The organism is Marinobacter profundi (genome assembly GCF_002744715.1).
In the GTDB taxonomy this organism is placed as follows: domain Bacteria; phylum Pseudomonadota; class Gammaproteobacteria; order Pseudomonadales; family Oleiphilaceae; genus Marinobacter; species Marinobacter profundi.
Genome location: NZ_KZ319368.1, coordinates 555,653 through 568,705 on the forward strand (window position 1 = coordinate 555,653; position 13,053 = coordinate 568,705).

Consider the following 13,053-nt stretch of genomic DNA (forward strand, 5'->3'; position numbering starts at 1 on the left):
AAAAAACCAGCCCGAAGGCTGGTTTCAAAAACATACAACGCAAGCTTACAAACGCAAATCCGCCTCGCCAAGGGGCAATATACCCTTGAGGTCAAACAATACTCCGCGCTCTTTTAAAAAGCCGCGGAAATCGGTTACCGACATTTGTGCGTATTTATCGTGGGGCACGGCGATCAGAACCGCATCGTATTGCGCCTGCTGCGGATTATCGATCAGATCAATACCATATTCATGGCGGGCTTCCACATTGTCTGCCCAGCAGTCCGTCACATCGACCTGACAACCAAAATCCGCCAGCTCTTTAACCACATCAATAACCCGGGTATTACGCAAATCAGGACAGTTTTCTTTGAACGTCAGGCCCATCACCAGCACCCGGGCATTGGCCACGGTTTGACCGGCCTTGATCATGCATTTAACCAGCTCCGCCGCGGCATAAGGGCCCATATTGTCATTTACCCGGCGGCCCGCCAGGATAATCTCCGGATGATAGCCGATGGCCTGGGCCTTGTGGGTCAGGTAATACGGATCCACCCCGATACAATGGCCGCCTACGAGGCCGGGCTTGAACGGCAGGAAGTTCCACTTGGTACCCGCCGCAGCCAGTACTTCGTGAGTATCAATGCCCAGACGGGCAAAGATCATCGACAGCTCATTCATCAGCGCAATATTCAGATCCCGCTGGGTGTTTTCAATCACCTTGGCCGCTTCCGCCACTTTGATGGAACTGGCCTTGTGGGTACCGGCGGTAATAATACCGGCATAAAGGGCATCCACTTCGTCGGCGATTTGCGGGGTAGAACCGGAGGTGACCTTTTTAATGGTGGTCACCCGGTGCTCTTTATCGCCCGGATTAATCCGTTCCGGACTGTAACCGGCAAAGAAATCCTGGTTAAACTTTAACCCGGACACTTTCTCCAGTACCGGCACACAGACTTCCTCCGTGGCCCCCGGATACACAGTGGACTCATAAATAACAATATCGCCCTGCTTGAGCACCTTGCCCACGCTCTCACTGGCCTTGACCAGCGGCGTCAAGTCCGGGGATTTGAACTCATCAATGGGCGTTGGCACCGTGACAATATAAATCTGGCAGTCCCGAACCTCTTCCAGGGCGTCGGTAAACGACAAACCGGTAGACGCCGCCAACTCCTCGCGGGAGACTTCACGGGTAAAATCGACGCCGTCTTTCAGTTCCGCAATGCGCTTTGCATTGATATCAAAGCCGACAATCTCCCGCTTTTCACCAAACGCAGCGGCCAAAGGCAGGCCCACATATCCCAGGCCAATCACGGCAATCTTTTTCATAAATCATCCATCGATATTAATTGAAGCGCAGGATACAGCGGGTAAATAGACACCACACCCTGCCTGAATAGAATTAAGTGGGGATCATTATCCCGGTATAACCCGCCGCCGCCAACTCCCGTTGCAGCGCCGTCTTCGCCTCCTGCTCACCATGCACAATACGAATCTCCGCCGGCTTGACCGGAATCCCACGGATAAACCGCAGCAAATCCGACTGCCCGGCGTGGGCCGAATAACCACCCACCTGATGAACCCGTGCACGGATGTCGTAACGCTTGCCATCGAGCTCCACCCAGCCGCCACGGGGACCGTAGGTCAGAATGTCCCGCCCTGGCGTGCCTGCCGCCTGGTAGCCGACAAACAGCACGTCGTTGCGGGCATCCCCCAGCATCGCCTGCAGGTAATTGACGATCCGCCCGCCGGCGCACATTCCGGAGCCCGCCAGCACCACACAGGGGCGATGGGAGCTGGCCAGATAATCCACGGCCTTGAGGTGATCGTCGTGGGAATCTATCACCGTCAACTGCTCGAACGACAACGGATGACGACCGGCGCTGACCAGTTCCCGGGCTTCCTCATCCCAGTAGGGTTTCAAATCCCGGTACAACCGGGTGAACCCGGCCGCCAGCGGCGAATCCACCACAATTTCCAGGTCCTTCCAGGGCAGCGGTTTGCCGGCAACCTGCGCAATGCCCTCGTTACCAAACTCCGCGATCAGGCTCTCAATCTCGTACAACAGTTCCTGGGTACGCCCAAGGCTGAACGCCGGCACCAGCACGGTGCCCCGGTCAGCCAGGGCACGCTCCAGAATGGCCTTGAGACGGAAGCGCCGGGTTTGCCGGTCTTCGTGATCCTTGTCGCCATAGGTACTCTCAATCACCAGGCGATCGGCCCGCTCCGGTGGACGAGCCTCGGGCAGCAGCGGCGCATGGGGTGCGCCCAGGTCCCCACTGAATACAATCCGCTCCGCCGTCTCACCAACCCTGGCCTCACACTCCACATAGGCGGAGCCCAGAATATGCCCTGCACGTTGCAGGCGAATGGCAAGGCTCGCCGTTACCTCGCCAGCCTCACCCCGCTCCTCAAACACCGGGTGCCACTGCCCGTATGGCACCGCCACAATACGGGAGCGGATCAGCCCCAGCACCCGCCCGATCAGTTCCCGATCCCGGGTGAAGCCGATTTTCAGGGCATCTTCCAGCATCTCCGGCAACAGCAGGGCCGACGGCTCGGAACAGAGGATCGGCCCGGTGAATCCAGCGGCCAGCAAATAGGGAATCCGCCCGACATGGTCAATATGAACATGGGTGACCACCAGGGCACGGATATGGGCGATGGGGAAATCAATGGAAAGGTCGGTGGCGGTCGCGCCGTTGCCCTCTTCCTGGCCCTGGAACAGGCCACAATCAATCAGAATGCCGGCATGGCCGACAACCAGCTCATGACAGGAGCCGGTGACGCCGGAGGTGGCGCCGTGGTGTTTAACATCGATCATTCATACCATCCCTGTAATTCGTAATGCCAGCCCGCACACCGGGTCGGTTCGCAATCCATGCACTCGACTCTGCATTCACTCAGCGTCCACTCAGGGATTCAGCCGATGAACCTTTCCGTCTACCGCTACAGCGGGCGCGCTCAGCGCTTCGCCATTACACCAAACCAGATCCACCACCTCGCCATTGGGGGCGTAACCGGTGGGTGCACTGCGCAGCAACTCCACCACCTTGCCGCAATCGAAGGTATGACTGGCCGAGGACAGGCGCTCCAGCAACTGTGCCACCTCATCCCAGGGCATTGACACCTCCCGGGCCATCATGATCCGCGGATGGGCCGTACCCTGCGGGTCGTCGCCAATCAGCAACTCCTCATACAGCTTTTCGCCGGGGCGCAGGCCGGTGTAGACCACCTCGATATCCCCCGCCGGGTTGTCATCCGTCTTCTCTTCCAGGCCCATCAGGTGAATCATCTTGCGCGCCAGGTCGGCAATCTTTACCGGCTCGCCCATGTCCAGCACAAACACTTCGCCGCCCCGCCCCATGCTGCCGGCCTGCAGCACCAGCTGACTGGCCTCGGGAATGGTCATGAAGTAGCGAATGATGTCCTGATGGGTCACCGTCACCGGGCCGCCATCGCGGATCTGATCACGGAACAGCGGCACCACGGAGCCGGACGAACCCAGCACGTTGCCAAACCGCACCATGGAGAACACCGTCTTGCTCTGGCGCTGGGCCAGCCCCTGCAGCACCAACTCCGCCAGGCGCTTGCTCGCGCCCATCACATTGGTGGGGCGCACCGCCTTGTCGGTGGAAATCAGCACAAACCGCTCAACCCCCGCCGCAATGGCCGCTTCCGCAGTGTGCCAGGTACCAAATACGTTGTTCTGCACACCCTCGATGACGTTGTGCTCCACCAGCGGCACATGCTTGTAGGCCGCCGCGTGATACACCGTCTGAATACCAAACGCCCGCATCACCGCCTCGCCCCGGCGGCGGTGGGCCACACTGCCAAGCACCGGATGCAGGGAAACCCCCAGCCCTTCCACCTCATTGATCGAGTGCAGCTCACGCTCAATGGAATACAGGGAGAACTCCGACTGCTCAAACAGCACCAGGGTACTGGGCTTGTGGCGGAGAATCTGACGACACAACTCGGAACCGATGGAACCACCCGCACCAGTCACCATCACCGACTTCTGATACAGACTGTCCGCAACAATGGCGGTGTCCGGGCGGACCGGATCCCGGCCCAGCAAGTCTTCGATTTCCAGGTCACGGATGTCGTTGATGCGGGCCACACCGGCGACAAGCTCGGACATGGAAGGTACCGTCTGGACGGGCACCGAGAGACCCTCGAGTATTCGCATGAGTTCTTTGCGGTTTACCGGCTCGTCATCTTCAACGGCAAGCAACACACGTGACACATCCAGATCCCGTACCGCTTTTTCGATGTGATCGATCGCGTACACCGGCAGATTGCCAATCATGGACTTATGATTGGCATTCAGCATCGATACAAAACCAAGCGGGCGGTACTCCACGCCCTGAGCCAGAGCCGAAGCCAACTGCATCCCCTTCGGCCCGGCACCCACAATCAAAACACCGTCTTTGGAGCGATCATTACGGCGCCGGACAATTGTACGCACCCCAAATCGGGTACCCGCCACCAACATAAATGCGAAAGCACCATAGATAACGGGCACGGAACGGGGAACCAGAGTCTGGAACAAAAAGCCGAGAACAATCAGGGCTACACTTGAAAATACAACCCCCATAAAAATGGCCAGAAGCGCATGCTCACTGATGTAGCGAATCACCGCCCGATAAAGCCCAAGCTTTACAAACGCCCCAATAGTGACCACCACCGTAACAAACGACACCCAGAGCTGTTTGTCTGAAGGCATCCAGCCGTAATTCTCGAAGCGCAAAGCAAATGCCGCCCAGATGGCCAGAGACAGCAACACAAAATCCGAAACCACGGAAATTGCACGCTTCGTTGGTCGGGACAAACGCAAAATGCGATTAATGACTTTGTTTCTCACCACCAATCCCTGTCTCAGAAGGATACCTCTGTCATAACCTGAGAAAGCACGTCGACCGTTTTAGCCATTTCCGCTTCGGTCAATGTAGGATGTACCAGAAACATCAGGCTTGTTTCGCCCAGCTCACGGGCTACCGGCAAGCGCTCATCCGGTGCCAACCCTGCGTCCTGAAAACACCTCTCCAGATAAACCTCGGAACAAGACCCCGAAAAACAAGGCACACCATGTTCAGTCACCGCTGACATAATCCTGTCCCGGCTCCAGCCTGGCTTCAAACCCTCAGGGTCCACAAATACATAACACTTGTAGCCGGCGTGACCAATGTCGTCAGGGACGACAGGAACTCTCAAACCCTTGTACTTAGCCGCTGCGGCCCAGATTAAATGACAGTTAGCCCGCCTTGCACGGGTCCAGTCTGCCATTCTGGTCAGCTGGATCCGGCCGATTACCGCCTGAATCTCTGTCATCCTCCAGTTGGTGCCAATACTTTCATGCAACCAACGGAACCCCGGCGGGTGCTCACGCTCATACACCGCCTCCCAGCTCTTGCCATGATCCTTGAACGACCACATCCGCGACCACAACTCGCGGTTATTGGTGGTCACCATGCCACCTTCCCCGCCAGTGGTCATAATCTTGTCCTGGCAAAAAGACCAGGCCGCAACATCCCCCAAACCACCTACCGGCCGGCCCTTATAAGTCGCCCCATGCGCCTGGGCGCAATCCTCAATCACGAACAGATCATGCTCCCGGGCCAGCGCATTTAAGCTGTCCATATCGCACGGCCATCCGGCCAGGTGCACCGCAATAATCGCCCGGGTTCGCTCAGTTACCAACGGGCGTACCGTTTCAGCGGTAATATTCTGGGAATCCCGATCCACATCCGCGAACACCGGTGTCGCACCGGCATTCACAATGGACGACGCGGACGCCAGGAAAGTTCGGGACGTAACAATCACCTCATCCCCGACGCCAACACCCAGGCCTTTGAGCGCCAAATCCAACGCCACGGTGCCATTGGCAACCGCTACCGCATGTTCAGTACCGGCAAAGCCCGCAAACTCCTTCTCAAACTCGCGGGTTTCAGTACCAGTCCAGTAATTCACCTTGTTTGATAGCAAAACTGCAGAAACAGCATCGGCCTCTTCCTGAGTAAAAGACGGCCAGGGCGAAAACGCAGTATTCAACATAAAAAATCAATCCTGAATATTAACGGGACGAGCCGGAACGCCTACAACCGTTTTACCGGCTGGGACATCTCGCAACACCACACTACCGATGCCAACCGTAACTTCATCACCTATAATCACTAATTGTTTTACCGAAGCACCAGCTCCCACCCAAACCTGCTGCCCCACCGAGACGCCACCGGCAAGCACAACATTCGGGCTAAGATGGGAAAAATCACCAACCACGCAGTCGTGTTCCACTATGGCACCCGTATTCACAATGCATCCGGCTCCCACAGAAGCACAGGCGTTAACCACCGAATTTGCAAACACTACGCTACCGGCACCAACCACAGCATGGCGACTGATAACGGCCGAAGGGTGAACCACAGAAACCATATTCAGACCCGCATCCACCAATTCCTGCTGCCTGGCCATCCGAATACGATTATTGCCAATAGCAACAACCACACCATCAAATCCTGTAGCCTGAGCTAACAAATCCGCACTTCTGCCAACGACTTCCCAAGGGCCGTTCTTAGCAACGGCCGGCCAAGCGTCATCGAAAAAAGCCACTTCGTCCCAACCACTCAGACAAGCCGCATCGGCCACCACCTTTCCGTGACCACTGGCACCAAGAATCGCCAGCCGCATCAATCTTTCGACCCGGTGAACTTAGACATAGTCACCTCACCCTCTCCGCTGATGCCATCACGCACCAATACTTTCTTCACCGTGAGAAACAGTATCTTCACATCCAGCCAGAAAGACTGGTTGTCTACGTACCACACATCGAGCTTGAACTTATCTTCCCATGAAATCGCGTTCCGGCCATTTATTTGAGCCCAGCCGGTCACTCCTGGACGAACTTCATGGCGACGGATCTGCTCCCTGGAATATAGGGGAAGATACTCCATCAGCAACGGGCGTGGACCCACCAAACTCATATCGCCTTTTAAAACATTCCAGAGTTCCGGCAACTCATCCAGACTGGTTGAACGCAAAAAATGTCCGAAAGGCGTCATCCGCTGATTGTCTGGCAACGGATTGCCGTCTTTGTCTGTGGCGTCCAGCATGGTGCGGAATTTTACCATTTGGAAAGGCTTGCTGTTTTTGCCCGGGCGGGTTTGCCGGAAAAAAACGGGAGAGCCGAGCTTTCGGTGAATCAGAAGCGAAACCACAGCTATAACCGGCAGTAGCAACACCAACGCAAAGGAAGCGGCCACAACATCAAAGCTACGCTTAATCACTTAATCCCCATTTCTTTCAACATAAATTTATTCACCTTATGTACATCATACTTCTCTTCTGCAATCTGACGTGAACGCTCACCCATGCGCGCAGTAAGTTCGGGAGTCTCAATAAACCGAACCATCACCTCGACCAATTCATCAACCGCCTGAACCGGCACCAGAAAACCATTTTTGCCGTCCTCGACGGTCTCCCTACAGCCAGGCGCATCCGTGGTAATCACAGGACGCCCCATAGCCATCGACTCGAGTACAGTTCGTGGCGTACCCTCCCGATACGACGGAAGCACGTACACACTGCATTCCGCGATTGCAGGGCGAACGTCTGACACTTTACCGACGAACTCCAGAGCGCCAGACTCCGTCCAATCATCCAGTTCCTGCTGAGCTATGGCATCGGGGTTATCGTCTATCCAGCCCACCAGTTGGAAACGGACCGCAGGGAAACGCGCCCTTATTTCCTGAGCGGCCCGAGCGTATTCACGAACACCCTTGTCACCCAACAAGCGGGCAATCAGCAGGAACGCAGGATTTTCTGGCAGCGGGGCCACGGCATAATCCGCTACATCCACACCGGAACCATTGACCACACGGGAAGAAATGCTCGCAGGCAATAAGTGCAAATTCCGAAACAATGCTTCGTCATCCGGGTTCTGGAAGAACACTTTATGTGTTCTGGAGAGGCCGAAACGGTACAACCGCTGAATCAACTTGCGCAATAACCCGCGCTTCCCGGACGCCTCGCCGGTAAAGGCATAACCAAGCCCTGTTACCAAGGCAAAGCGATAGGGCACCCTCGCCAGCCAAGCTGCAATCGAACCGTAAATCACAGGCTTGATTGTATAGCCAAGCACGTAATCGGGCTTAATACGCACCATGAGACGTCGCAACTCCGCAACCGTGCGCAGGTCTGCCAATGGGTTGGTTCCAGTTCGGCGCAACCCGATCTCATGTACCTGTACGCCCATAGCCGCCAACTCATCACTAATGGCGGTAGCACTGGAGAGGTCCGGAGCAGCAACATGCACCCTCAGCCCCTTCGCAACAAGGGCTCGCAGTAAAGGCCCCCGAAACTTGATCAGCGAATCAGGAAAACTGGCTATCAATAGAAACGTATTCAATGCCGAAAACACTCCAGGCCCGGATTGATGATTGCGAGACTCTTAACCAAGGTACCAAGGCATAGCCTTGGCAATCCCATCAACAATCCGAAACTCAGGGGTATATCCGAGATTTCGGGCGGCCTTCCCAATATCTGCCTGAGAATGCCGCACATCTCCCGGCCGGAAATCGCGATATACCGGTTCCTTGTCATACTCCACACCATTTTCGGCCAACGCGCTCTTCAGCGCAGCGAAAAGGTCATTCAATGTAGTGCGGTCCCCTACTGCTACATTGTAAACCTCGTTCTTTGCACCATCTTCGGCCGTCGCCGCCAATAGATTGGCCTGCACTGCATTCTCAATGAAACAGAAGTCGCGACTGGTTTTGCCGTCTCCATTGATGAATACCTCTTCGCCCCTCACCATCGCAGCAGTCCATTTCGGGATCACCGCGGCGTAGGCACCGCCCGGGTCTTGTCGTTTGCCGAACACATTGAAATAACGTAAACCAATCGCCTTGAAGCCGTAACTGCGGGCAAAGACCTCGGCGTAAAGTTCGTTCACATATTTGGTGACAGCATAGGGCGAAAGCGGCTTGCCTATGTTTTCTTCTACTTTCGGCAGCGCTGGGTGGTCACCGTATGTGGAGCTGGAGGCCGCATAAGTAAAGCTCCCCACTCCCGCATCCTTCGCGGCCACCAACATATTCAGAAACCCGGAGATATTAGCAGCATTGGTGGTGATGGGGTCATTCAAGGATCGCGGCACCGAGCCTAAAGCGGCCTGATGCAGCACATAGTCCACACCCTCACAGGCCTGTTGGCAGTGTTCCAGATTACGGATATCGCCTTCGATAAACTTAAAGCGTCGCCACTGCTCAGTGGTGACCAGAGACTTAACCTCATCCAGATTGCGCTGATAGCCGGTAGCGAAGTTATCCAGGCCTACTACTGTCTGATTCAGCTTTAGCAGATGCTCCAGTAAATTAGATCCGATAAATCCTGCAACGCCGGTAATAAGCCATGCTCTAGGATTACGCTTGAGATGTTCCAGTAATTCCGGATATACAATCATTTTATCTAACCAATAAGCTTGATGAATTCTTCAGAATAATTATCTGGCGAAAAGTATACGTCAGCGGTTTCCTTCGCCCTTTTTCTCATTATTTGATCTTGTGCAAGATCCACACTTCGCGCGATAACCTTAACAAGACTTTCAACATCAAAATTTGGACAAATGAGCCCATTGACTCCGTCTTTCAGGTAAACACCAAGATCGCTTGTGAGATTGGCAATTACGGGCGTTCCAACTGCCATGCTTTCAACAAATTTGGTGGGAAAGCCGGCTTGAACGCTCCGAATATTGGGGCGAAGGATAATCGAATAATCCGAGCTTCGAACGAGACTTATAGTATCCCGATGACTCAATATACCGTGACACTTTATCACTTTATCTATTTCAGACTGACTGAAACCAGAAACAGGAATGAAATCACCCAGATTATTCCTGGAAACTCCGGCTATGTGCAATTCGACATTCTGCCCTGATGCACCTGCGCGTAGTATAGCCAGAATAATTGACGATAATGCATCCTTCTTCCCTGGAGTACCCGCATATACGAACTTCACAGCATTATCGGAACTATCCCGCTCAACCACATCGCCGCATGCCAAGTTCGCGGTTGGAGGGACTTTAATTATATTTTTAACTTGATGGGCGTAGTATTTCTTCAAATACTCACTAATAACAATCAAGCCATCACACTTCTTAATAAAAAATCGCATCGCCAACTCAATATTAAGAAAGTACGGCGACATAAATCTGGAGAGCCAATTCGGAGGGTCGTACCACTCAACAACATCAAATATTAGCTTGACGTTATTTTTACGCGCCCAAGGTAGCAAGCGAATCAAGTATGGAGAATAACCACTGTAAAGAATAATCGCGTCTGGCTTTCTCTCGAGAGAATCCAGCCAACTAATCGTATTCTTGCCTGCCGAAAAATACATTAAGTGCTTTAACAAAGTTGGCAGATGTTCGTGGCGTCGCTCGTTCAGCGAAACTACTGGAATTCCATTGAACATCTCCTCTTGGGAATCAGCGAGCTGACCTGAGCTAACAACCACATCGTAACCTGCACTCCGAAGTGACAGGCAATTACCGTAAATCCTTCTTGCAGCCGCTCCCCCATCGGGGAAGCTATACGGCCCAACGTAGGCTACGAGTTTCCTACCCTTATTCATACTGCTTCCAAACCGTCTGCATCACATAATCCCGGTAACTGTGGATGAGCCGCACCACCTTTTCCGCCACGTTCGGCATGCTGTAGTCTGCCACCAGCCGCAGAGAGCGTTCATCACCCCGGCCCTGGTTCTCCAGAATGGCCAGGCCCTGCAGTACCCGTTCGGTGCCCAGACCCACCATCATGGCGGCGGCTTCTTCCATGCCTTCGGGGCGCTCGTGCGCTTCGCGGATGTTCAGCGCCGGGAAGTTGAGGATGGAGGCTTCTTCGTTAATGGTGCCGCTGTCCGACAACACCGCCCTAGCGCTCAGCTGCAACTTGTTGTAGTCCTTGAAACCCAGCGGTTTCAACAAGCGGACGTTCTGGTGGAACTGTACCCCCAGGGCATCCACCCGCTTCTGGGTGCGGGGGTGGGTGGAGACAATCACCGGGTAGCCGTATTGTTCCGCCACCGCGTTCAGGGTGTCGACCAGGGCCAGGAAGTTCCTGTCCGAATCCACGTTCTCTTCCCGATGGGCGCTCACCACAAAGAACTTGCCCGCTTCCAGTCCCAGGCGCTCCAGCACATCAGACGCCTCAATGCCGTCACGGAAGTGGTTCAGCACTTCAAACATGGGGCTGCCGGTTTTAATTACCCGGTCTGGCAGCAGGCCTTCGCGCAGCAGGTAATCCCGGGCGATGGTGCTGTAGGTCAGGTTGATGTCCGCCGTGTGGTCCACAATGCGGCGGTTGATTTCTTCCGGCACCCGCATATCAAAGCAGCGGTTGCCAGCTTCCATGTGGAAGGTGGGAATCTTGCGGCGCTTGGCGGGAATCACCGCCATGCAGCTGTTGGTATCGCCCAGCACCAGCAGGGCTTCCGGCTGCACGTCGACCAGCACCTTGTCCACGGCGATGATCACGTTGCCGATGGTTTCAGCTCCGCTGGCGCCGGCGGCGCTCAGGAAGTGGTCCGGCTTGCGGATGCCCAGGTCCTGGAAGAAAATTTCATTGAGCTCGAAATCGTAGTTCTGGCCGGTATGCACCAGAATGTGTTCGCAATACTCGTCCAGCTTGGCCATCACCCGGGACAGACGAATAATCTCCGGCCGGGTGCCGACCACGGTCATGACTTTCAGTTTCTTCATGGCAGTTCCAGATTCGGTCAGGCTTCGGTACCCACGGGGCACGCGAAGGTATCCGGGTTGTCCCGGTCAAAAATTTCATTGGCCCAGAGCATACACACCAGCTCGTCTTCGCCCACGTTGGTGATGTCGTGGGTCCAGCCCGGTACGGTTTCCACAATCTCCGGCTTGGCGCCGTCAGTGAACAACTCGTAGAACTCCCCGGTGATCATGTGGCGAAAGCGGAAGCAGGCCTTGCCCTTGATCACCAGAAACTTCTCGGTTTTCGAGTGGTGGTAATGGCCGCCACGGGTGATGCCCGAGTGGGCGGTGAAGAAAGAGAACTGGCCGGCATCCAGGGTTTTCAGCATTTCCACAAACACCCCGCGCTCGTCGCCGTGCTGGGGCACGGTGTAGGTGAAGCGCTCCGGCGGCAGATAGCTGACGTAGGTGGAATACAGCGCCCGCACCAGTCCGGTGCCCACCGGCTCGGTGATCAGGTTATCCCGGGTGGCTTTGAAGCGGTTCAGCTGGCTGGCCAGCTCGCCTACGGTAATCTGATAAACCGGCTCCACCTCTACAAAGGGGCCGTTCTGAGGCTCGCCTCCCAGCTGGGAGAGGAAACAGGCGATGACGTCGTCCACATAGACCAGGTTGATCACCGCATCCGGGTCGTTGATCTGGACCGGTAAATCCCGGGCGATGTTGTGACAGAAGGTGGCCACCGCCGAGTTGTAATTGGGCCGTGCCCATTTGCCGAACACGTTGGCCAGGCGGTAGATGTACACCGGGTTGCCGGTGGCTTCATGCAGCGCCAGCAGGGCTTCTTCCGCTTCGCGCTTGCTGGTGCCGTAGTCGTTATCCCGCTCCGCCTGAATCGACGAGCTGTAGATGATGGGAATGCTCCGGCCCGCGGCCTGAACTGCATTGCATAAAGCCTGGGTCAGTCCGGCGTTGCCGGTGGTGAACTCGGCCGGGTCCTGCGGGCGGTTGATTCCGGCCAGGTGCACAATCCAGTCCACGCCTTCCAGCAGGCCGGGCAGGTCTTGCTCGGTGTGTTTCCGGGTGAAGGGCACCAACTCAAAGCCGCCCTTCTCCTGCAGATGCATTTGCAGGTTCTTGCCGATAAAACCGTTGGCGCCGGTTACCAGTACCTTCATCACTCAGTCCTCCGGGCTCTGGTACTCACCCCGTTCCAGGGCACGAATGAATTCCAGCTTACGCAGCAAGGCTTGCATGCCGGCCACATCCAGGCGTTCGGTGTTGTGGGAGTTGTAATCCTCGGTATGGGAGATCTTCTCCTCCCCCTGCTCCACAAACTTGCCGTAGTTCAGATCCCG

Annotated in this window: 11 protein-coding genes and 1 pseudogene; all 12 read right to left on the reverse strand. The window is 55.5% G+C overall.

What is annotated here, in order from left to right; translation table 11 throughout:
- Window positions 1–45: 45 nt before the first annotated feature.
- Complete coding sequence (gene tviB, locus CLH61_RS05475; RefSeq protein WP_099613678.1) at window positions 46–1,308, reverse strand: Vi polysaccharide biosynthesis UDP-N-acetylglucosamine C-6 dehydrogenase TviB; 1,263 nt, start codon at window positions 1,306–1,308, stop codon at window positions 46–48.
- 73 nt (window positions 1,309–1,381) lie between these two features.
- Window positions 1,382–2,803, reverse strand: coding sequence for an MBL fold metallo-hydrolase RNA specificity domain-containing protein (locus CLH61_RS05480; RefSeq protein ID WP_099613679.1), 1,422 nt, complete (start codon window positions 2,801–2,803; stop codon window positions 1,382–1,384).
- A 90-nt stretch (window positions 2,804–2,893) separates the two neighbouring features.
- Window positions 2,894–4,708 carry a polysaccharide biosynthesis protein gene (locus tag CLH61_RS05485; protein ID WP_407657554.1) on the reverse strand — a complete coding sequence of 605 codons (1,815 nt, stop codon included), beginning with the start codon at window positions 4,706–4,708 and terminating at the stop codon, window positions 2,894–2,896.
- Window positions 4,709–4,860: 152 nt separating this feature from the next.
- Window positions 4,861–6,036, reverse strand: coding sequence for a DegT/DnrJ/EryC1/StrS family aminotransferase (locus CLH61_RS05490; RefSeq protein ID WP_099613681.1), 1,176 nt, complete (start codon window positions 6,034–6,036; stop codon window positions 4,861–4,863).
- A 6-nt stretch (window positions 6,037–6,042) separates the two neighbouring features.
- Window positions 6,043–6,669, reverse strand: a complete 627-nt coding sequence (locus CLH61_RS05495; RefSeq protein ID WP_099613682.1) for an acetyltransferase — start codon at window positions 6,667–6,669, stop codon at window positions 6,043–6,045.
- The gene (locus tag CLH61_RS05500) at window positions 6,669–7,265 is read right to left on the reverse strand and encodes a sugar transferase (protein WP_099613683.1); all 597 of its coding nucleotides are present in this window, start codon (window positions 7,263–7,265) and stop codon (window positions 6,669–6,671) included. Before CLH61_RS05500 ends, CLH61_RS05495 begins: the two co-directional genes overlap by 1 nt.
- Window positions 7,262–8,386, reverse strand: a complete 1,125-nt coding sequence (locus CLH61_RS05505; protein WP_099613684.1) for a glycosyltransferase family 4 protein — start codon at window positions 8,384–8,386, stop codon at window positions 7,262–7,264. Before CLH61_RS05505 ends, CLH61_RS05500 begins: the two co-directional genes overlap by 4 nt.
- Window positions 8,387–8,428: 42 nt before the next feature.
- Window positions 8,429–9,442 (reverse strand): NAD-dependent epimerase/dehydratase family protein, encoded by a 1,014-nt coding sequence (locus tag CLH61_RS05510; protein WP_099613685.1) that lies wholly within the window; start codon window positions 9,440–9,442, stop codon window positions 8,429–8,431.
- Window positions 9,443–9,447: 5 nt separating this feature from the next.
- A complete protein-coding gene (locus CLH61_RS05515; RefSeq protein WP_099613686.1) occupies window positions 9,448–10,611 on the reverse strand; it encodes a glycosyltransferase in 1,164 nt (387 codons plus the stop codon).
- Window positions 10,604–11,737 carry a non-hydrolyzing UDP-N-acetylglucosamine 2-epimerase gene (gene wecB / locus CLH61_RS05520; protein WP_099613687.1) on the reverse strand — a complete coding sequence of 378 codons (1,134 nt, stop codon included), beginning with the start codon at window positions 11,735–11,737 and terminating at the stop codon, window positions 10,604–10,606. Before wecB ends, CLH61_RS05515 begins: the two co-directional genes overlap by 8 nt.
- Window positions 11,738–11,754: 17 nt before the next feature.
- Window positions 11,755–12,873, reverse strand: coding sequence for a UDP-2-acetamido-2,6-beta-L-arabino-hexul-4-ose reductase (gene wbjC / locus CLH61_RS05525; RefSeq protein ID WP_099613688.1), 1,119 nt, complete (start codon window positions 12,871–12,873; stop codon window positions 11,755–11,757).
- 3 nt (window positions 12,874–12,876) lie between these two features.
- A pseudogene (locus CLH61_RS05530) lies at window positions 12,877–13,053 on the reverse strand (UDP-glucose 4-epimerase); the annotation flags it as partial.